The sequence below is a fragment of the Sulfitobacter sp. JL08 genome (assembly GCF_003352045.1).
Lineage (GTDB): Bacteria > Pseudomonadota > Alphaproteobacteria > Rhodobacterales > Rhodobacteraceae > JL08.
Genome location: NZ_CP025815.1, coordinates 1,235,896 through 1,257,450 on the forward strand (window position 1 = coordinate 1,235,896; position 21,555 = coordinate 1,257,450).

18 protein-coding genes are annotated in these 21,555 nt (G+C 58.5%); 16 read left to right on the forward strand and 2 right to left on the reverse strand.

Annotated elements, in window-relative coordinates:
• Positions 1–20 precede the first annotated feature (20 nt).
• The 7 genes from C1J05_RS06275 to C1J05_RS06305 are packed head-to-tail and all read left to right on the forward strand — an operon-like array spanning position 21 to position 7,550.
• Positions 21–959 (forward strand): ABC transporter permease, encoded by a 939-nt coding sequence (locus tag C1J05_RS06275; protein ID WP_114869499.1) that lies wholly within the window; start codon positions 21–23, stop codon positions 957–959.
• On the forward strand, positions 956–1,759 hold the full coding sequence (locus C1J05_RS06280) for an ABC transporter permease (RefSeq protein ID WP_254684718.1): 804 nt from the start codon (positions 956–958) through the stop codon (positions 1,757–1,759). The genes C1J05_RS06275 and C1J05_RS06280 overlap by 4 nt, the downstream gene beginning before the upstream one ends.
• A complete protein-coding gene (locus C1J05_RS06285; RefSeq protein ID WP_114869500.1) occupies positions 1,756–3,360 on the forward strand; it encodes a dipeptide ABC transporter ATP-binding protein in 1,605 nt (534 codons plus the stop codon). The genes C1J05_RS06280 and C1J05_RS06285 overlap by 4 nt, the downstream gene beginning before the upstream one ends.
• The gene (locus tag C1J05_RS06290) at positions 3,357–4,289 is read left to right on the forward strand and encodes a MurR/RpiR family transcriptional regulator (RefSeq protein WP_114869501.1); all 933 of its coding nucleotides are present in this window, start codon (positions 3,357–3,359) and stop codon (positions 4,287–4,289) included. The genes C1J05_RS06285 and C1J05_RS06290 overlap by 4 nt, the downstream gene beginning before the upstream one ends.
• A complete protein-coding gene (locus C1J05_RS06295) occupies positions 4,286–5,383 on the forward strand; it encodes a DmpA family aminopeptidase (RefSeq protein WP_114869502.1) in 1,098 nt (365 codons plus the stop codon). Before C1J05_RS06290 ends, C1J05_RS06295 begins: the two co-directional genes overlap by 4 nt.
• 16 nt (positions 5,384–5,399) lie before the next feature.
• Positions 5,400–6,485 carry a C45 family autoproteolytic acyltransferase/hydolase gene (locus C1J05_RS06300; RefSeq protein WP_114869503.1) on the forward strand — a complete coding sequence of 362 codons (1,086 nt, stop codon included), beginning with the start codon at positions 5,400–5,402 and terminating at the stop codon, positions 6,483–6,485.
• Positions 6,486–6,509: 24 nt separating this feature from the next.
• Positions 6,510–7,550, forward strand: coding sequence for a M42 family metallopeptidase (locus tag C1J05_RS06305; protein WP_114869504.1), 1,041 nt, complete (start codon positions 6,510–6,512; stop codon positions 7,548–7,550).
• Positions 7,551–7,608: 58 nt separating this feature from the next.
• On the opposite strand, the gene C1J05_RS06310 is transcribed toward C1J05_RS06305, so the two are convergent.
• Positions 7,609–9,135, reverse strand: coding sequence for a fused MFS/spermidine synthase (locus C1J05_RS06310; protein ID WP_114869505.1), 1,527 nt, complete (start codon positions 9,133–9,135; stop codon positions 7,609–7,611).
• A gap of 115 nt (positions 9,136–9,250) precedes the next feature.
• Here C1J05_RS06310 and C1J05_RS06315 point away from each other — a divergent pair, with 115 nt between their 5' ends.
• The 8 genes from C1J05_RS06315 to C1J05_RS06350 all read left to right on the forward strand — a co-directional run bounded on the left by C1J05_RS06315 (position 9,251) and on the right by C1J05_RS06350 (position 19,295).
• A complete protein-coding gene (locus C1J05_RS06315) occupies positions 9,251–10,207 on the forward strand; it encodes a 1-phosphofructokinase family hexose kinase (RefSeq protein ID WP_114869506.1) in 957 nt (318 codons plus the stop codon).
• A 127-nt stretch (positions 10,208–10,334) separates the two neighbouring features.
• Entirely contained in the window at positions 10,335–12,764 is a 2,430-nt protein-coding gene (locus C1J05_RS06320; RefSeq protein WP_114869507.1) for a GcvT family protein, read from the forward strand.
• Between the two features lie 96 nt (positions 12,765–12,860).
• Positions 12,861–13,769 carry a LysR family transcriptional regulator gene (locus tag C1J05_RS06325; RefSeq protein WP_114869508.1) on the forward strand — a complete coding sequence of 303 codons (909 nt, stop codon included), beginning with the start codon at positions 12,861–12,863 and terminating at the stop codon, positions 13,767–13,769.
• 130 nt (positions 13,770–13,899) lie between these two features.
• Positions 13,900–15,060 carry an ABC transporter substrate-binding protein gene (locus tag C1J05_RS06330; RefSeq protein WP_114869509.1) on the forward strand — a complete coding sequence of 387 codons (1,161 nt, stop codon included), beginning with the start codon at positions 13,900–13,902 and terminating at the stop codon, positions 15,058–15,060.
• A 57-nt stretch (positions 15,061–15,117) separates the two neighbouring features.
• Complete coding sequence (locus C1J05_RS06335; RefSeq protein WP_114869510.1) at positions 15,118–16,101, forward strand: ABC transporter ATP-binding protein; 984 nt, start codon at positions 15,118–15,120, stop codon at positions 16,099–16,101.
• Positions 16,098–17,039, forward strand: a complete 942-nt coding sequence (locus C1J05_RS06340) for an ABC transporter permease (protein ID WP_114869511.1) — start codon at positions 16,098–16,100, stop codon at positions 17,037–17,039. The genes C1J05_RS06335 and C1J05_RS06340 overlap by 4 nt, the downstream gene beginning before the upstream one ends.
• The gene (locus C1J05_RS06345) at positions 17,029–17,835 is read left to right on the forward strand and encodes an ABC transporter permease (RefSeq protein ID WP_114869512.1); all 807 of its coding nucleotides are present in this window, start codon (positions 17,029–17,031) and stop codon (positions 17,833–17,835) included. Before C1J05_RS06340 ends, C1J05_RS06345 begins: the two co-directional genes overlap by 11 nt.
• 35 nt (positions 17,836–17,870) lie before the next feature.
• Positions 17,871–19,295, forward strand: a complete 1,425-nt coding sequence (locus C1J05_RS06350; RefSeq protein ID WP_114869513.1) for a gamma-aminobutyraldehyde dehydrogenase — start codon at positions 17,871–17,873, stop codon at positions 19,293–19,295.
• 114 nt (positions 19,296–19,409) lie between these two features.
• Here the strand turns inward: C1J05_RS06350 and C1J05_RS06355 are convergent, their stop codons facing one another.
• Positions 19,410–20,294 carry a LysR family transcriptional regulator gene (locus C1J05_RS06355; protein WP_114869514.1) on the reverse strand — a complete coding sequence of 295 codons (885 nt, stop codon included), beginning with the start codon at positions 20,292–20,294 and terminating at the stop codon, positions 19,410–19,412.
• A 235-nt stretch (positions 20,295–20,529) separates the two neighbouring features.
• On the opposite strand from C1J05_RS06355, the gene C1J05_RS06360 reads away from it, so the two are divergent.
• Positions 20,530–21,495: an ABC transporter substrate-binding protein gene (locus C1J05_RS06360; RefSeq protein WP_114869515.1), complete on the forward strand. Its 966-nt coding sequence runs from the start codon at positions 20,530–20,532 to the stop codon at positions 21,493–21,495.
• Positions 21,496–21,555: the final 60 nt, after the last annotated feature.

Sequence of the window (21,555 nt, forward strand, 5' to 3'; positions counted from 1 at the left end):
TTTCACCCCGAGGATGTCCAGTGAATACCTTGCGTTTCATAGCCCTGAGACTTGTGCAGGCTATTCCGGTTCTGCTGGGCGTCAGCATCATTACGTTCACGCTTATGGCGGCAACGCCGGGCGATCCGATCCGGCTGCTGGTGGGGGACCGGGCAACGCCCGAAACCATCGCGATCATCCGCGACAGATACGGCTTGGACGAACCGATCCTGATGCAGTATTTCACTTATCTCAAGAACCTGCTGACCGGTGATCTGGGCGCATCCCTGCGCTACCGCGTACCGGTGTCGCAGCTGATTGCGCAACACTATCCGGTGACGTTGTTTCTGGTTCTTTACACCATCGTCCTGACACTGCCGCCGGTTGTCGTGCTGTCGGTCTGGTCGGCCAAGCGGCAGAACGGGCTTGCCGATCAGATCATTCGCGTGTTGGGGGTTCTGGGGCTTGCCATTCCGGTGTTCTGGCTGGCCTTGCTGTTCGCGCGGTTCTTTGGTGTTACGCTGGGCTGGTTTCCGGTCAGCGGATTTGGCGAAACGATCCCCGATCATTTCCTGCATCTGTTCCTGCCTGCGCTGTCGACGATGATCTGGGTTGTGCCGATTCTGGTGCGCACCTTGCGATCGGCGCTGCTGGATGAAATGAACCGCGACTACGTGGTAACGGGCATGTCCAAGGGGCTGGGCAATCGCCAGCTTTTCCGCACCCATGTATTTCCCAATTCCCTGTTGCCCACGCTGAACCTGTTTGCGGTGATCGTGGCCTATCTTCTGGGTGGGTCGGTGATTGTCGAAACAGTCTATGCCGTGCCGGGCATGGGCAAACTGATGGTCGATAGCATTCTGGCGCGGGACTATTTTGTGGTGCAGGGGGCCACTTTGGTATTCGCGCTGACCACCATTCTGGTCATGCTGGCGGTTGATCTGCTGTCGGCCCTGATTGATCCGCGGGTGACGCCATGAGGCTGTCACCGATGTTTGTCACCGGCGTGATCCTTGTGCTGGTCTGGTGCCTGATCGCGCTGAGCGCGCCGCTTCTGGCCACCCATGATCCCTACGCCATCAATTTCGAGGCGATCCTGAAAGCGCCGGACGGGCAACACTGGTTCGGCACCGACAATGTGGGGCGCGACACCTACAGCAGGGTGGTCTATGGCGCGCGGCTGGCGCTGTATATCGGGCTGCTGGGGGTCATCGCGCCGATGCTGATCGGCATGACCATCGGGCTGGTTGCGGGGTATTTTGGCGGCTGGGTCGATACAATCGCGATGCGGGTGGTCGACATCACGGTTCCGTTCCCGTTTTTCGTTCTGGTTCTGTCAATCGTGGCGGTGCTGGGCCCGGGGATCGAGAACTATTTCATCGCTCTGGCGCTGGTTGGTTGGGTTGGCTATGCTCGCCTTGCCCGGTCCGAAGCGCAGGTTTTGCGGCAGGCGGAATTCGTGCTGGCTGCGCGCACGATGGGGTTTTCGCACCCCTATATCCTGTTGCGCCACGTGCTGCCCAATTCCCTTTCACCGATTGTGGTTTATCTGATGACGGACGTAACGCTGGTAATTCTGTTCGGGGCAGCCCTTGGATTTCTGGGTATGGGCGTTTCGCCCCCTGCGGCCGAATGGGGTGTCATGATCGCCGAAGGACAGACCTATATTTCGACCGCATGGTGGATCAGCTTTTTCCCCGGCCTGGCGATGGTGCTGATCGGTGTCGGCTTTGCGCTGATCGGTGACGGGTTGGCCCGCATGTTAAGGATTGAACGATGACCCGGTTGTTGCAGGTGCGTGACCTGTCTGTGCGTTTTGGCCAGACCGTTGCGGTGGACAATGTTTCCTTTGATCTGGAACGCGGCGCGGCACTGGGCATTGTCGGCGAAAGCGGATCGGGCAAATCGGTCACGTGCCGCGCATTGCTGCGGCTGTTGCCCGCCACGGCAACCATCACGGGGCGCGCCGCATTCGAAGGGCGTGATTTACTGACCCTGCCCGAATCGGAACTGAACACCGTGCGCGGCAAACGTATCGCGATGATCTTTCAAAGTCCGGCGTCGCATCTGGATCCGTTGATGCGGATCGGCGATCAGGTGGCGGAAACCTTGCACAAGCATACCGATCTGAAGGGGCAGGCCATTCGCCAGGAGGTGTTGCGCCTGCTGGATGTGGTGCGCATCCCCGAGCCCGAGCGCTGGGCGCGGGCCTATCCGCATCAGTTGTCGGGGGGCATGAAACAGCGGGCGATGATCGCCGGCGCGCTGGCCTGCCAGCCCGATCTGTTGCTGGCGGATGAACCGACAACCGCGCTCGATGCAACGGTTCAGAAAAGCGTGCTGGACCTGTTGGCGCAACTGCGGCGCGACAGGAACCTGTCGATGATCTTTGTCAGCCATGATCTGGGGGCTGTGGCGCAAGTGTGTGACGATGTGCTGGTCATGCGCCGCGCAAAGCTGATGGAAAGTGGTTCGGTGGCGCAGGTGATACGTGCGCCCCGAAACGACTATACCAAAAAGCTGATCGCCTCGCATCCCGACCGTCTGCAGTTGCAGGAGGCTGTGCAGGTGCCCGATGGCCCGCCCTTGATCGAGGCGCGCAATATCCGCATCCGCTTTGGCGGGCGGACGCTGGCAGATTTGATTTCGGGGCGCGAAGGCGGGTTCGTCGCCGTCAAGAACGCCGACTTCATGGTCAGGACCGGCGAAACGCTTGGCATTGTCGGTGAAAGCGGATCGGGCAAGACAACGCTGGTACGTTCGCTTGTCGGACTGGTCAAACCCTATCGCGGATCGGTTCTGTCCGAAGGCCAGCCGGCCCATCCCACAGGGCCGGGGCGCGTTGCATATCTGCGCAAGGTTCAGTTGATCTATCAGCACCCCTATGAGGCGCTAAGCCCGCGCATGACCGTGCAGGCGGCCATCGCCGAACCGCTGCGCCGCCATCGCTTGTGCGCGCCCAAAGACGTGGCTGGCCGGGTTGCGGATCTGATGTTGCAGGTCGATCTGTCGCCCGATCTTGGCGGCCGCTTTCCGGCGCAACTGTCTGGCGGGCAATGTCAGCGCGTTGCAATCGCGCGGGCGCTGGCCTTTGATCCGCACGTACTGATCGCGGACGAGGTCACATCGGCGCTGGATGTCACCTTGCAGGCGCAGGTCATGGATTTGCTGTTAAAGCTGCAAAAGGAACGGGGGCTGACGATGATCTTTATCAGCCATGATCTGGCGGTAATCCGGCGGTTGTGCAATTCGGTGATAGTGATGCGCCGTGGTGAAATCGTCGAGGCGGGTCCGACAGGGGCCGTTTTCGATGCGCCCGAACAGGCCTATACCCGCGAACTGATTGATGCGATCCCGCGGTTGCAGGGAGATGCGGCATGACAGCCAGAATTACCAAACCCAAAGGGGCCGCCCGCGAACGTGTCACCAACGCGCGCAACCTGTCCAAGGCGGAAAGCGAAGTCGCCCTGTGGGTCGAACGAAATTTTGACAACCTGCCCTTTGAAACCGCTGCCGATCTGGCAAACGGGGCAGGGGTCAGCGAAATGACGGTGGGCCGGTTCGTGCGGCGCCTGGGTTATGCGAATTTCAAGGCGTTCAAAGCGGCCGTAAACAGCGAGTTTCGCAAATCGGGCGAAGACGCCAGCAGCCCGCGCGCCCGCCGGATCGCCATTCCCGAAGGCACCGGATCAGAACTGGATGCGCAGTTGCAACTGGAACTGGATGCCATCATCGAAGTCTACCAGATGGCTGTCACGGATCAGTGGCGTGCCGCGCTGGACGTTGTTGAGGCGGCGGAACATGTGAATGTCACCGGCTTTCAGGGGGTCAAGGGCATGGCCACGGATTTCGCCACGCGCCTGAAATACGTGCGCCCCGGCGTGCGCTTTGCCGACGGGCGCAGCGGCAACTGGTCTGAATTGTTTATCGAAAACCCCACGACATCCTGTGTCATCATGATCGAGGTGGTGCCCTATGCCCACGAGGCGGTCAAAATTGCCGATATGTGCCTGCGCCGGGACATTCCGCTGATCATGATCACCGATCGCTATAGCACCTGGCCACGCCAGTACACGCCCCACGTCCTTACGGTGGCCACGTCGAACAAGGCGTTTCTGGACAGCACATCCGGCATTTCGGCCCTGCTGGGCTTGTTTCTGAATGGAATTACCGCACGGGTGGGATCTGCCGCACAACAGCGTCTGGGAGCGATGCGTGAACTGGCCGCCCACTTTGATCCGTTTTCATACGAGCCCGGAAGCCAGATGCGACCGGTGCCGAACCCTGACAGAAAAGACAGTGAGACATGACACAAAAACCCCGCGCCCGTGATATCGGCCTGTCATTTGACGGCACGCCCGGCCCCTGCAACGCGATCACCGATGTGCCGGGGATCACGGTTGGGTATGCCACGGTGATCGAGGATGCAGTGCCAGGTATTCACGCCGGTTTGTGCACAGGCGTGACGGCCATTCTTCCGCGCGGGCAAAGCGGCGATATCGAACCGGTATGGGCCGGTGTTCATTCGTTCAACGGCAACGGAGAATTGACCGGATCGCACCATATTCAGGATATGGGGTGGTTCATGGGCCCTGTTTTGCTGACAAATTCGCACAGCGTCGGCATCGTCAGCCATGCGGCCGTGGGATGGATGATCGAGCGTTATGCCGAAACGTTTGCCACCGATCACATGTGGTGCCTTCCCGTTGTCGGGGAAACCTATGACGGTGTTCTGAATGATATCAACGCGCGCGGCGTGACCGAAGCGCACGCGCTTGAGGCGTTGAACAGCGCGGCCCCGGGCGCGGTGGCAGAAGGCAATGTTGGCGGTGGTACAGGCATGATCGCCTATGAATTCAAGGGTGGCACCGGCACTGCATCGCGACGGATCGATGTTGCCGGTCGCACCTATCATCTGGGTGTGATGGTGCAGGCCAACCATGGCACCCGCGACTGGCTCGAAATCTCGGGCGTGCCGGTCGGGCGCGAGATGCGCGATGATCTGGTTTACCCGTCGGATCTGGGATCAATCATCGTGGTTATCGCGACAGATGCGCCCCTGTTGCCGCATCAACTGGACCGGGTCGCGCGGCGCGGCAGTATCGGGATCGGGCGCAATGGGACCAAAGGCGGGAATAATTCCGGCGATATCTTTCTGGCCTTCAGCACAGCCAATCCGCAAAAAAATCCGTGGCATGCGCCCGATGTGATGACGCTTGAGGCGCTGAAAGACACGCATCTTGATGGGTTTTATGCCGCGACGGTGCAGGCCACCGAAGAGGCCGTGATAAACGCGATGGTCGCCGCCACGGACCGGATTGCGGTGAAACCCAAGGGCCACAAGGTGCGCGCCATAGATCATAGCCGCCTGATGGACATCGTGCGCGGCTATCGCCGGACCTAGGCAAAGGAGCGGAAGAATGGACATTGTCGAGTGTTTCGGAACGCCCCGGCAGCGGGGGCACAGCCACGGCGAAACCTTGCGCGAGCGGATCAACGAGGCGCTGAAAATATGGGCGCAGGCGACGATGACATCGCGTGGCACCCGCGCGCCCAAGGATATTGATACCTACTGTACAGAGTTTCTGAACGCGACCGCGCTGATCCCGCGTGCCCGGCGGGCCACGCCGGATCTTTACGACGAACTGGTCGGCATCGCTGAGGGTGCGGGGCAACCGCTGGCGCGCATCCTGGCCTATAACCTGATGGACGAACAATGGTGGTACGATGCGCGCCCCGATGCCCCCCCGCCCGGGTGCAGCCTGATTGCCACGCCGGTCAGGGGCGGGCATCTGCTGGCACAAAATATGGATTTGCCGGCGCATATGGACGGATCACAGATTGTCTTGCGCCTTGGCGGTGCGGACATTCCGCAAACACTGGTGCTAAGTGCTGCGGGCATGATCGGACTGACGGGTGCCAACGATGCAGGACTGGCCATAGGGGTCAATACGTTGTTGATGTTGCGCCATGCGGCGGACGGTTTGCCAGTGGCGATGGCGTTGCGCCACGCCCTTGGCGCGCGCAACCGTGCGGACGCCGTGGCGCGTTTGCGTGGTGTCGGGCACGCCAGCGGGCAGCATTACGCGCTCGCGACAAGCGATGGCATTTCTTCGGTCGAATGTTCGGCCCTGTCCTGCGCGCCCTTGCCGTTGCCGCCGGATGGCGTGCTGCTGCACACCAATCATCCTCTGGCGAATGGCGATCTGGATGACAGCGCGCAGGCGCGGCTGGATGCGGCGGGGTTCAACAAAAGCTCGCGCACGCGACTGGACTGGCTGCACACGCGCAAGGGCGCGATTGATACGATCGCCCGTCTGCAATCGGTTTTCGATGATGCAGATGCGCCGATCTGTATGCGCGCCAAAACCAATGGCGGGTCCAGCACATTTGCATCCGTTCTTTATGAAATGACCCAAACGCCGCGCGTCCGGATGCGGCAGGGCATCGCAGGGGGCAACACATGGCGCGTATTTACATTTTCCGATACGCACGCGACACCCTGATAAAACTGACCAAAAGGAAAACCGATGAACACTGATTTGCTGAAACGGCTTTGCGAAATGCCGGGCGTGCCGGGGCGTGAAAACCGCGTGCGCGATCTGATCACGTCGGAAATCAAGGGCATGTTCGACAACGTCGAAACCGACGCGATGGGATCGCTGATCTGTCGGCGCGATGCCCACGGGACCGGTAGTGCGCCCAAGGTGATGCTGTTGTGTCACATGGATGAAATCGGATTTCTGGTCAGTCATATCTCGAAAGACGGGTTCCTGTACCTGCAACCGGTTGGCGGGTTCGATCCGCGCAACCTGTTCTCGCGTCGGGTGCTGGTGTGCACCGATGATGGCGATCTGAAAGGTGTAATGAACCCGGGTGGCAAGCCCATCCATATTTCCTCGCCCGAAGATCGCAAGAAAATACCCGAAGTCGGCGAGTTTTTTGTCGATATCGGGCTGGGTGAAAAGGCCAAGGACGTGGTCAAGGTCGGTGATTACGTCGTCATGGATGAACCCTTTGTCGAAATGGGCGACCGTTTCGTGTCCAAGGCGCTGGACAACCGCGTGGCCTGCTGGCTGGGGATCGAGGCGATCCGCAAACTGGGCAAAAAAGGCCGGGGCGCGGAAATTCACGTGGCCTTTACCTGTCAGGAAGAAGTGGGCCTGCGCGGCGCACGCACGGCGGCCTACCGTGTGCGGCCCGATATCGGGTTGGGGATCGACACCACCTTGGCCTGCGACACGCCCGGCGTGCCCGACCACATGGCAACCACGCAGTTAGGCAAGGGGTTCGGCCTGCACGTGCGCGACAGCAGCTTTATCGCCGATGCGGAACTGGTGCGCGACATCGAGGCGCTGGCCCTGCGCAAGAAAATCCCGTTCCAGCGCACGATGCTGGCTGCAGGCGGACAGGACGGTGCTGCCGCGCAACAGGCTGCCGCAGGCGCGCGCGCGATCGGGATCGTCGTTGGCACCCGCTATATCCATACCGTGACCGAGATGATTGCGAAAAGCGATTTGCAGGCCGCGCTGGACATACTGGTTGCCTATCTGGAAGGGTTCGACAGCTAGGTTGATGCGGTGCGGTTTGGTTTCCGCTGTTCGCCAGACCGCGCCTGTTATTGCCGCGTCAGTCCACCACGGGATCAAGGCCCATGAGATGCGTCAGCGGCGCGTGATCATCCGTCAGAATTTGGGCGGTCTTCCGGTGTAGAATACTGTCGATAAATCCGGGGTCCAGCGGCTGAAACCGGGTTCTGTCCGGCGCCGCCGTTTCGATCGCGGATACCGGGCTGTCCTGGTCGCTGGCCAGCAAAACAAACACACGGCGTTCCCCGGTTACAGGGGCACTGGCTACGGTCCAGACTTCCACACTGGCAAAGACTTCGCGCAATGTCACAATCACCGCTGACAGCGCATCCGGCCTGTCGACATTGTCGATAAGGTTCATCGCAAAGACGCCACCGGGTTCTAGCCGGTCGGCGATCAGATCAAAGAATTCGAGCGTGACAAGGTGCTCGGGTACCGCGATGTCGGTAAATGCGTCCCCGACGATGACATCGAATTTCTCGGTGCTACCACGCAAGGCCCGTCGCGCATCGTTGTGAAGGATTGTCGCCGTATCGGGATCGAACCAGAAATGCTCGGCTGCCACGGCGGTGACTTCGGGATCAATTTCGGCGATTGTGATGCCGGTTACTCCGCGGTCCGCCCAGGCCCGCGGTACCGAATAAGACCCGCCGCCAATGTGGAAAGACGTGAAATCGGTTCGTTCCATCCGCATGCGGGGCAAGGCATCCAGCATGGCGGCATGTTCGGTAAACATCACCCGTGGCGTGTTGCGGTTGCTTATGCCATGGGCCAGATGATCCACCACCATAAGGTTGACCGGGTCGTTCGGATCGTCGGACATGGCGACAGTCCTGATGCAGTAATAGCTGCTTTCCCGATCACAAACCGACGGCAGGCTGAAGGCGCCGGTGCCGATAAGGCAGACGGCTGCGATCCCGCCCAGCGAGATCGTCATTTCACGCGACGTAGCCCCGCCAAGCCAGAACAATGTGAGTGCCGCCATTGCATAGATTGCGGCAATCACAAGCAGGGTCGCCACAGACCCCAACCAAGGCACGAACAGGAACCCCGCCGCCAGTGTTCCGACAATCGCCCCGATCGCACCTGCCGCAAACATCGCGCCCAGTGCCCGTTCGGATCGGTCGCGTCCTCGCATTGCCGCCACCGTCAGGACAGGTGCAGGCACACCCGCAAACAGCGAGGGCAAAAAGAACGCAAGCATGCTGAGCGCCGTAATGGCTGCCAGCGGATGCAACAGGGTTTCGATTACCGGCCCCGCAAGTGTCCGCAGCAACAGGGTTGCGCCGGCTGTTGCGCAGGCGGCTGCAATCATTGTCCAACCCGTGATCCGCAGCGCGCGGCCCGTCTCGTACCCCGCGATCCGCCCGCCCCACCAGTGGCCGACAGAAAAACCCGCTAGAACCACCGCAATGATTGACGTCCATGTGTAAAGACTCATTCCGACATAGGGCGCAATCATCCGCCCTGCGACGATCTCGACCACAAGGCTTGACGCGGAAATCCCGGCCTGAAGGAAAATCAGCAACCAAAGCGGCGCAAGAGATTGTTTTTCGGGGTCTTCCATCTGGTTTGTCCTGTCAAAGATACCTGCGTTCAGGCGGATAGGGCCGATGCCGGGCTGTCATGCTCTCTCTATGCAAATAATCCCGACCACGGTATTCAATTTATGAAACGGAAAGGTGGATGTTCTGCAAGACATTCTAACCATAACGCTGAACCCTGCGATTGATCTGTCCACGTCAGTGGCGCAGGTTACCGCCGGGCCAAAGCTGTACTGCGAAGCGCCAAGGATCGATCCGGGCGGCGGCGGTGTGAATGTCGCGCGCGCGATTTGCAAACTGGGCGGCACTGCCAAAGCCCTGATTGCCGTTGGAGGCGTTTCGGGTGAACGGTTGTTGCAGTTGCTCGCGGCGGAAAACGTGCCTGTTCACGCCGTAGCAGTCAGCGGTGAAACCCGCGAAAGCTTTGCGGTCACGGACAGCAGCACCGGTGAACAATTCCGGTTCAGCATTCCCGGGCAAACCCTGACACCGCAAGACGGCGACCGCCTAATAGCTGAAATCACGGCGGCGGCTGCCCCTGACGGCTACGTGGTCTTAAGCGGTGGCGTCGCGCCGGGGCTGGGCGATGCCTATCCGAATCGCGTTCGCGCGGCGCTGGCACCGCACACACAAAAACTGGTTGTCGATACGTCCAAGGGTGCCTTGATGCGCCTGATCACGCAGCCTTTGGCCCCTTTGCACATACTGCGGCTGGACCAGCGAGAGGCCGAACAGGCGGCAGGACACCCACTCGATACGATGGACGACAGTATCGCGTTTGCCCGAACCCTGATTGCACGGGGCGTGGCCAGAACCATTGTGACGGGCCGCGCCGCCGAAGGCTCGATCCTGGTAAGCACCGATGCATGTTACATATGCCGCGCGCCGCAGGTTCCCGTTGTCAGCAAAATCGGCGCCGGCGATGCCTTTGTCGGGGCCCTGACGCTGTCACTTGCCCGCGGACACCCGCAGGATGTTGCGTTGCAATGGGGCGTGGCGGCGGCCAGCGCGACAATGGCCACCGCAGGCACCGGACTTTGCGACCTGCCCAGCGTAGAGGCCCTGTTGCCCCGGTGCCATCTGGAACGGGGTTAGCCTGTGTTGGTCATCGCGCAACACTGCAAGAGGTGATCGCGGCACAGCCGCTGCTTTAACATTTTTGGTGAAAACAGCAGGCGGCTTTGATAACGGGTTAAGTGGAAATCGCTGGGGGAGCCATGGAATGAAATCACATGCGCAGGTGGTTGTTGTCGGCGGCGGATGTGTCGGGGCGTCTATCCTTTATGGTCTGACACAGCACGGTTGCACCGACGCCGTGATGCTAGAGCGTTCGCAACTGACTGCCGGATCAACCTGGCACGCGGCGGGTTTGTTGGTAACTTTTGTGCGGTCCAACACCATTTCCAAGATGACGATGGAAACGATCCGCATTTATGGCGAGGTTGAACGCGCGCTGGGTACGTCGGTTGGCCTGCGACAAGTGGGCCAGTTGCGGATTGCCAATACAGAAAAACGCTGGGACGAATTCCAAAGCTATATCTCGTTGGCCGAAGCCGCAGGTGTGCCCTGCCGCCTGCTCACGCCACAAGAAGTGGCCAAGGTGCATCCGTTGCTGGTGCAAAGCAAAGATATCCGCGGTGGTCTTCTGCATGATCAGGATGGCTATATCAATCCGGCCGACATCACTATGGGGCTGGCCAAACTGGCGCGCGACAAGGGCGCCAGCATTTACCAGAACACCGAAGCGACCGGATACGAGGCGATGCCGGACGGGTCGTGGAAAGTGTTCACCAACCAAGGCGAAATCACCTGTGATCACCTGATCTTTGCCACGGGCAACTATGCCCGCGAAAACGCGCGGCGCGTGGGGCTTGACCTGCCTTGCATCCCGATTGTGCATCAATACTGGACAACCGAACCGGTGCCCGAACTGATCCGGCGTCGAAAGGAAGGGTTGCCGGAATTTCCGATTTTACGGGATGAGGATTATGGCGCTTACCTGCGGGAAGATGTCGGCGGGTTTCAGTTTGGCCCTTATGAGTTCGAACAGGATCTCAAGCTTTTTGCCGAAGACCGTGTGCCGCCAACCTTCGGTGCTGATCTGTTGCCGGAAGACTTTGAAGCAGTCGAAACCCAGTGGGAACGTGCGATTGAACGTGTGCCCGCTTTGGGTGAGGTCGGCATCAAAGCCAACACACGCGGCCCGTTTCAGATGACCCCGGATGAATTGCCACTGTGCGGTCCGGCACCGGGGCACAGGAATTTGTGGCTGGCCGAAGGTGTCCCTGGCGGTATTCTTTGGGGCGGCACCATGGGCGAACGGCTTGCCCGCTGGATTATCAATGGCGACCCCGGCATTGACATGTCCGAGATTGATCCGCGCCGCTTTGGTGATTTTGCCGCAAAACGCTGGACCATGGACAAGGTGCGCGGAACGTGGGGCACCCATATGCACGCCCATGTTCCGGGCGAGGATTATCCTTTTGCCCGCCCGATGAAGACCGTTCCGTCTTATGATCTGCTGACTGCGGCGGGCGCTGTCTGGACCACGTTCAACGGCTACGAATTCCCGCGTTGGTTCGCCCCTTCTGTCGAACTGGCCGTGCCCGAAGCGGGGTTCCGGCACACCGCGCATATGAAATACGTCCAGTCAGAGGTGAAAACCACACGTGAAACGGCCGGTTTCATCGAGATGTCGCCGATGACAAAATTCACCATACGCGGGCCGGGGGCCGCCGCGTGGCTTTACGGAATCATGGCCAATAAACTGCCCGGGATCGGACGTATCGCGCTTTCGGTGGTCTGCAACACCCGCGGTGGCATCGATGGCGAATACACCGTCGTGCGTTACGGCGAAAACGACTTTTACCTTGTAAGTACACCCAACGGGCAGGTCTATAACTGGGACCGGCTGTCGCGCCTTTTGCCGGATGACGGATCGGTGCAGATGGAGGACGTGTCGGAACAGATGGGTGTGATCGCGTTGGCCGGACCCAATGCGCGTGACATTCTGCAGCCGCTGACCGACAACGATCTTTCCACCCCGGCATTCCCCTTTATGTCGGCGCAAAAGGGAGAAGTGGGTTATGCCAAGGATGTGCACCTGCTGCGCATCAGCTATACCGGCGAACTAGGCTGGGAACTGCATCACCCGATCGGGTACAACCGGCATCTGGTCGATATGTTGCTGAAGGCGGGGGTGAAACCCTTTGGTCTTGAAGCGCTTGAATCGATGCGGCTGGAAAAATCCTATCGTGCGATCAATCGAGAGCTACGCCGGGACATCACGCCGTTCGAGGCCGGTCTGGACCGCTTCGTGGTCATGGAAGATCGCACATTTAAAGGGCGGGATGCCTTGGTCAAACAGAAAAATGACGGCAATCATCAGGTTCTGGTGACGCTGAAACTGCCATATGGAGAGACGTCTGTGATCGCGGATGAAGGCGTGTATCAGGATGGAAAGCTGATCGGGCGCGTGACTTCGGGCGGGTTCTCTTATTATTGCAACCACGACATTGCCATGGCGCTGGTCCCTCAGGAATTTGCCAAGAACGGAACCCGGCTTCAGGTCAAGATCCACAATGAAATGCGCGCGGCACAGGTGGTGGAAAACTGCGTTTACGATCCATCCGGCGCGCGTGCGCGCGCCTGATCGGGGTTTTCGTACGGCTTGGGCGGGCGCTTTCTCTTGGGATGAAAGAGTGCCTATACTACCGTCCAACCACTCAATTCGGGATATGTTGCCGCCGTGTCATTCACATTTCGCCAGTTGACCTATTTCGTTTCCGTGGCCGAACACGGGTCTGTCAGTGCTGCGTCGCAATCCCTGTCGATTTCCCAAAGTGCTGTGACAGAGGCCATCAAGGATCTGGAAGCCGATCTGGGTGTCAGGCTGTTTGATCGCCATTCCCGTGGATTGCGCATCACGCATCAGGGCCATCAGTTCCTGCGGCACGCCACAACCATTCTGTCCGAGGTGTCGCAGGCGCGGCGGGCCTTTCAGAAACAGGACCGCAGCACACCGGGCAAACTGCATCTGGGCCTGACATCGCTTGTGGCAGGATATGTAATATCCGATTTGCTGGCCAAGTTTACCCGCGCCTATCCCGAGGTCGAAATCACCGCCATCGAGGAGTCCGGAGAATATCTTGAACATTTGCTGATTGGCGGCGAAATGGATGTGGCCGTGATGATGACGTCGCGCATGTCGGATAATTATGCGTTGCATGCCGAGGCGCTGGATGTGTCGCCCTATCGGTTGTGGATGCCGCTGGGGCACCGGCTTTTGAAACAGGACAGTATCAGCCTGTCCGATCTCAAGGACGAACCGTTGATCGTGCTGAATGTCGATGAAATGGAACAGGAGGCGGTCAAGCTGTTGTCGGTTCTTGGAACCCGGCCCAAAATCGCCTTCCGGACCCGTTCGGTCGAGGCTGTCCGTTCGCTGGTCGCGACCGGCTCCGGCGTGGCACTTTTGCCCGATCTTGTGTACCGCCCGTGGTCGCTTGAGGGCGACCGGATCGAGGCGCGCGATGTGTCCGGATCATTGCCGGTCGTGCAGGTTGGCCTTGTCTGGCGCAAGGGATCGAAACTGTCTGATGCCGCGCATGAATTTGTGGCGATCGCACAGGCGCACAAACTATCTTCTGGTGTATAGCGACAGATATCGGAAAAATCGATATCATAATTCTGCGAATTGAATTGGCGAAAACAGTCTTTCTGCTGCACGCTTTATCGCAAGAAGGTGGCGCCAAGCTGTCATATCGTTCTTGCAGGGGAGATTGCAGATGAATGGACTGTTGAAATCAAGTGCCGCAATGGCACTTTGTCTGGTTTTCGCCGGGCAGGGCATTGCGCAAACGGCATTAACGGAAATTGGTGAAGGCGAAGGACAGGTCAACATTGTCGCCTGGCCCGGATATCTTGAGCGCGGAGAAACGGTTGCCGAATTCGACTGGATCACCAGCTTTGAAGAAAAGACCGGTTGCATGGTTAACGTTAAAACCGCAAACACCAGCGACGAAATGGTCGCCCTGATGAACGAAGGCGGATTTGATCTGGTGACTGCGTCGGGCGATGCGTCTTTGCGGATGATCGCGGGCAAACGGGTGCAGCCGATCAATATCGACCTGATCCCAAGCTGGTCCACAGTGGACGACCGTTTGAAAGAAGCGCCATGGCATTTCACGAACGGAACCCATTATGGAACACCTTATATGTGGGGTCCAAACGTTCTGATGTATTCCACCGAGGTGTTCCCCGAACCGCCCACAAGCTGGGATGTCGTGTTCAAACCGATGGATCTACCGGACGGTCAGCCCAACGAAGGCCGCGTACAAGCCTATGACGGCCCGATCCACATCGCGGATGCCGCAAACTATCTGATGTTTCATCAGCCGGAATTGGGAATTGTATCGCCTTACGAACTGAACGCGGAGCAATATGCCGCCGCACTGGATCTGTTGCGTGAACAGCGCAAGATTGTCAGCCGTTACTGGCATGACGCTTTCATTCAGATCGACGATTTCAAAAACGAAGGCATGGCCGCCTCGGGAAGCTGGCCGTTTCAGGTGAACCTGTTGCAAGGTGACAATGCTGCCGTTGCTTCGACGATCCCGCAAGAAGGCGCGACCGGCTGGGCCGATACGACAATGATGCATGCCGAAGCGGCCAACCCCAATTGCAGCTATATGTGGATGGAACATTCGCTGGCTTCCAACCTGCAATCGGACCTTTCTGTGTGGTTCGGCGCAAACCCCGCTGTGCCCGCCGCCTGTACGGATGGGCGCGGTATGCAGACGGCGGAAGGGTGCACAAAGAACGGGCTGGATGATTTCGAACGTATCAAGTTCTGGACCACGCCGGTTTCGTCCTGTGAAAGTCAGGGTGAATGCGTGCCTTACTATCGTTGGGTTTCTGATTACATCGGCGTAATCGGCGGGCGCTAACGCCACCCCGACACGTGCCCGCCGCCTGTGGTGGCGGGCCATAGCACTGGAAGCCCTATGACATCTGCAATCCGCTTTTCCGGCGTGTCGCGCCACTATGGCGACGTGAAAGCCGTCGACGGTGTTGACCTTGATATCGCCGAAGGCGAATTTTTCGCCATGCTGGGCCCATCGGGTTCGGGAAAAACCACGTGCCTGCGTCTGATTGCGGGGTTCGAACAACCGACTAAGGGTGACATCCGCATATTCGGTCAGGTCGCGCAGAACATCCCGCCCTACAAACGCAATGTGAACACCGTCTTTCAGGACTATGCGCTGTTCCCGCATCTGAATGTGCGCGACAATGTCGCCTACGGCCTGATGATCGCCGGTTTGCCCAAAGGCGCACGTCACAAAGCCGCCGAGGATGCGTTGGGCATGGTTGCGCTGGGCGGATACGGCGACCGCAAGCCCTCTGAACTGTCAGGCGGGCAGCGGCAGCGGGTTGCCTTGGCGCGCGCGCTGGTAAACGAACCCCGCGCCCTGCTGCTGGATGAGCCGTTGGGCGCGCTTGACCTGAAATTACGCGAACAGATGCAGGAAGAACTGAAGGCTTTGCAACGCAGCCTTGGCATCACATTTATATTCGTGACCCATGATCAGGGCGAGGCACTGTCGATGGCTGACCGGGTTGCGGTGTTCAACGAAGGGCGGATCATGCAATTGGGATCGCCCGAAGATATCTATTATCGCCCTGCGGTCCCGTTTGTGGCTGATTTCGTGGGCTCGTCCAATGTGCTGCCACCGGCATTGATGCGCGAACTGAAAGGTGTTGACGGTCACGGCAGCCTGCGCCCCGAGGCGGTGCGCTTGTCTGAAACGGGGCATGCTGCCAGTATTCGAAGCGTCAGTTTTCTGGGGTCTGCAACGCGGGTATCCATGCAGGTGCATGGTGTGGCGATGACGATGCTTTTGCCCAAGGGCGCTGTGGTGCCAAAGGCCGGCGACACGGTGCATGTCGACTGGAACAGCGAAGATCTGCATGTGATGGCGGGCGCATGACCGACCGGGCCGTCATCGCTGATCAGGGCGGAGTGCTGTCACGCATTTCCGACGAATTATGGCGCCGCCCTTCGTTGCTGGTGTTTTTGCTGATTCTGCCACCCGCGCTTTGGCTTGGGATTATCTATCTTGGGTCGCTGTTTGCGCTGCTGGCGCAAAGCTTCTTTTCGATCGACGAATTTTCCGGCCTGATCCAGTACGAATTCACCCTCAAGACCTATGGCGAATTGTTCCGCCCTTCGAATTTCGACATCATCGTGCGCACCGTTGTCATGGCCACCGCTGTCAGTGTCGCGGCAGCAATCATCGGCTTTCCCGTCGCCTATTTCGCCGCGCGCTATGCCCGTGGCAAATGGAAGGCGATATTCTACCTCGGGGTGATGATGCCGCTCTGGTCCAGCTATCTGGTCAAGGTCTATTCCTGGAAACTGATCCTTGCCAAAGAAGGCATCCTGAACTGGCTGTTTGAAACCCTGCACCTCAGCTGGCTTTTGAACGCCTATCTGTCCATTCCGGTCATTGGCGGCAATTCCCTCTCGGTCAGCGCCACCGGCACGTTTCTGGTGTTTCTTTACGTCTGGTTGCCGTTCATGATCCTGCCGATACAGGCATCGCTGGAACGTGTGCCGGTGTCGATGCTGGAAGCGTCCGGTGATCTGGGCGCGCGTCCGTCGCAAACCTTTCGCCATGTGTTGCTGCCGCTTGCGCTGCCCGGTGTGATCGCCGGATCAATCTTTACCTTTTCCCTTACATTGGGCGATTACATCATTCCGCAGATCGTCGGATCTTCGCGGCGGTTTATCGGCCAGGCGGTCTATGCTTATCAGGGCACCGCGGGAAACATCCCGCTTGCCGCCGCCTTTGCCGTCGTGCCCATTCTTTTGATGGCGGTCTATCTGTGGATTGCAAAACGGCAGGGGGCATTTGATGCACTCTGATCGCGCGCCACGGGGATTGAAGATTGCGGCGGGGCTGGGCCTTGCCTTCATGCATCTGCCGATCCTGTTGATCTTTGTCTATGCGTTCACAACCGAAGATAAATCCTATCAATGGCCGCCCCCCGGCCTGACGCTCAAATGGTTCGCCGTTACATGGCACAGGCCCGACGTCTGGACGGCGCTGGCCCTGTCGCTGAAGGTGGCTGCGATTTCAACTGTGATTGCTCTGATACTTGGCACGCTCTGTGCCGCGGCGATCAGCCGGACCAAGTTTTTTGGCCGCGAGGCGATCTCGTTGCTTGTGATATTACCGATTGCGTTGCCCGGAATTATCACGGGGATTTCACTGCGCTCGGCCTTTAATCTGGCTGATATCCCGTTCAGTTTCTGGACCATCGTTCTGGGGCACGCCACGTTCTGTGTCGTCGTTGTCTACAACAATGCGGTCGCACGGTTTCGCCGCGTTTCGGGCAGCCTGATCGAAGCGTCGATGGATCTTGGCGCCAACAGTTTCCAGACGTTCCGCCATGTCATTCTGCCCAATATTTCGACGGCATTGCTGGCGGGTGGAATGCTGGCCTTTGCGCTGTCATTTGACGAGGTCATCGTGACAACCTTTACGGCCGGACAACAACAGACGCTGCCGATCTGGATGCTGGAAGAACTGGTCAGACCGCGTGAACGCCCGGTGACAAACGTGGTCGCGCTGGTCGTCGTGCTGGTCACATTCCTGCCGATACTGGGGGCATATTATCTGACACGCGGCACCGACACGGTGGCCGGACAAGGCAAGTAACTCAACAAGGCAACTGGACCAAAGGAAGAGACATCATGGAAACCAAGATGCTGATCGGGTCATCGTTCGAGGCCGGAACCGATACAGAAGAACACGTTTTGAACCCCCGCACCGGCGAGGTTATTCTGAAGCTGCCCGAGGCCAATCCGGGCCAGATCGACCGCGCCGTGGCATCCGCGCGCGCGGCCTTTGGAACATGGGGGCGCACAACCCCGTCCGAACGGTCTGAAAAATTGCTGGCGATCGCGGACGCGATTGAGGCGAACCTAGAAGAACTAGCGCAGCTTGAGGCGCTGAATTGCGGCAAACCCATCAACGAGGTGCGCACCGCCGAAGTGCCCGCTGTGGCAGACTGCTTCCGATACTTCGCAGGTGCCGTGCGCAACATGCACACGTCAGCAGCCGGGGAATACATGGCGGGACACACATCAATGGTGCGCCGCGATCCTATTGGCGTTGTCGCGTCGATTGCGCCATGGAACTATCCGATGATGATGATGGCCTGGAAACTGGCCCCGGCACTTGCAGGGGGCAATACCGTGGTTCTGAAACCGTCCGAACAGACGCCACTAACGGCTTTGCGGCTGGCGAAACTGATGGCGGATATCCTGCCAGAAGGCGTTGTGAACGTGGTCGTCGGGCAGGGTGCCAGCGTAGGCAATACGCTGATCAGCCATCCGGATGTTGATATGGTTTCAATCACCGGCGATGTGGCAACAGGCAAGAAAGTGCTGCAGGCCGCATCCAGAACAGTCAAGCGGACGCATCTTGAACTGGGCGGCAAAGCGCCGGTGATCGTGTTTGATGATGCCGATCTTGGCCGTGTCGTCGAAGGGCTTAAGGCGTTCGGGTATTACAATGCCGGACAGGATTGTACTGCTGCCTGCCGGATCTATGCCGGTCCGAAAATATATGACAACCTTGTGGCTGATCTGTCCGCGGCCGCGGCCAGCATCGTTTATGACAACTCCGATGACACGCTGAACGAAATTCCGCCGCTTATTTCCATGCGCCAGCGCGACCGCGTTGCCAGTTTTGTGGAACGCACACGCGAACACAAACATATGGAAATTGCGACGGGGGGATCGTCGCATGAGGGATCGGGCTTTTATTTCCAGCCCACCGTGATTGCGGGCGCGCTTCAGACGGACGAGATTGTGCAGCGCGAAGTGTTCGGCCCAGTGGTTTCTGTTACGCGGTTCACCGATGCCGATCAGGCCGTGGACTGGGCCAATGACAGTGACTATGGGCTTGCGTCCTCTGTCTGGACAAGGGATGTGGGCCGCGCGATGGATCTGTCGGCGCGGATGCGTTATGGCTGCACATGGGTCAATACACATTTCATGCTGGTCAATGAAATGCCGCATGGCGGGTTGAAGCAATCGGGATATGGCAAAGACATGTCGATGTATGCGCTGGAAGATTACACAGCCGTGCGTCATGTCATGATCGCGCATTAAGACGGGGCTATCAGGGCCTGACTGCCCGGTGGGACGTGGTGTTGCAGAGGTTTTCGCTCGGTTTTGGAAAACGCCAAAGGCGTGATCCGGGCAAAATTTGGCGTGGGGGGCAGATTACAGCAGGTTCCACAGGTCCAGCGCGGTTTGATCAAGCGAACCCGGATCTGAAAACGCCGAGATTGTCAGCGAGGCGCACCACTCTTCGTTCCCGATGGGCACAAGCTGCCCGTTGGACAGTTCGGATGCGATTGCGGTTTGCGGCATCCAGGCAAACCCGCCACCGGCCAGCAAACGCCGTTTGATCGCTTCGACCAGCCCGTCGACATAGACGGTTTCGACATTCAGGGTTTTTCGATCCACTGTCTGCTCTACGACCATCCCCAGAAAGGATGACCTTTCATAGGCCAGATAGGGGATCGGTGACCGACCGCCCGTGTTCAGGTTCCACCCCAATCGTCGCGCCGGTTCTGTGGCGGCCACCGGGATCAGGCAGTCTATCAAAAGGTCTTTGCGTTCAAATGCGGTTTCATCGATCTTGGGCGAAACTGTATGGTGGCAATAGCACAGCAGAATATCGACAGCGCCTTCGACCAGTAATTCGCAACAGGTGCTAAGGGAATCGGATATGACGCGGGTGCGAAGATCGGGAAGCTGTGTTTGCAAATCTTCGATCCTGGATGCCAGAAAATTCACCGAAATCGTGTGCAGCACCGAAAACCGGATAAACCGGCTGTCACCGATATCCGCATCACGAAGCGACTGGCGCGCTTCGGACAGTTGTGAAATTGCGGCCATAGCGATCGGCAGGAAATTTTGTCCGCTATCGGTAAGCTGCACCGGATAGGTGGCGCGGTTTATCAGCGGCAACCCAACCCAGCTTTCCAAGGCTTTGATTCTACGGCTGAAAGCCGATTGCGTAATGTTTCTTTCCTTGGCCGCGCGCGTGAAATTCAATGTGCGCGCCAGACACTCGAAATCGCGCAGCCAGTTCAGATCCATGTCGTTTCACCTTCGCGCATCCAGTCGGTCCGGCCCAGTATACACATTTATGCAAATCCGGAATAGTTTGATGATTTGTTCGAATTGGCGATCTGGAAACGACTTGATCTAGACTTGAACCCATGAACTGGAAATCCAACCAACCAAACGTTTGCGAAAAAAGCGCGTGAACAACACTCCCGAATTACAAGAAAACTGATGCCAAAAAAGGCGCGATCCAACATAGGAGAGAAATATGAAAACGACCTTTAAATCACTGGGGCTTGCGGCGGCTGTCGGCATCTTTGCGATGCCTGCGCTGGCGTCGGAAGAAGTCAAGATTGGTGTCCCGTCCTGGACGGGTGCACAGGCGATCGCCCACCTGCTAGGGGCTGTCGTGGAAATGCGGATCGGCGGCAAGGTTGAATATGTGCCCGGCAACAACGCCACGATTTTTCAGGCGATGGATCAGGGAAAGGGTGACATTGATGTGCATCCCGATGTCTGGCTGCCCAATCAGGAAAGCTTTACCAAGAAATATGTCGACGAGGCGGGTACCGTAACGCTGTCGTCCAACCCCTATGAAGGCAATCAGGGCTTTTGCGTTTCGAAAGATTTTGGCGAGGCGAACAACATCACCGATATCGCCGATCTGGGCCGTCCGGATGTGGCCGCACTGATGGACAGCGATGGGAACGGTCTGGGCGAAATGTGGATCGGTGCACCGGGTTGGGCTTCGGCCAACGTGAACGAGGTGAAGACACGCGATTACGGCTTGATGGACTTTATCGAACCTGTGCGCGCCGAAGAAAGCGTCAAGACAGCGCGGATCAAGGACAGCATTGCCAAGGGTGAAGGTTATGCATTCTACTGCTACAAACCACACGCTGTCTGGTACATGTTCGACGTCAAAATGCTGACCGAGCCAACGTTTGATCCCGCGAAATATGTGATGATCCAGCCTTCGGATGATCCAGATTGGTTCCAGAAATCGAATGTCGCCACCAAAGACGCGCTGAAAAACGTACAGATTGCGTGGTCAAACTCTCTGGCCGACCGGTCGCCTGCAATCGCCGAGTTTTTTGCGAATTTTGCACTGACAGCCGATGATGTTTCCAGCTTTGCCTACGAAATCAGCGGCAAAGGCCGCGATCCGGCAGAGGTGGCGCGCGAATGGGTCGAAAACAACCCTGATCGCGTCGATACATGGCTGGGTCTGTGATCCGCTGAAAATGCCAACTGGCGGCACCGGCAACACCGGTGCCGTTTCTATCCCTGATCC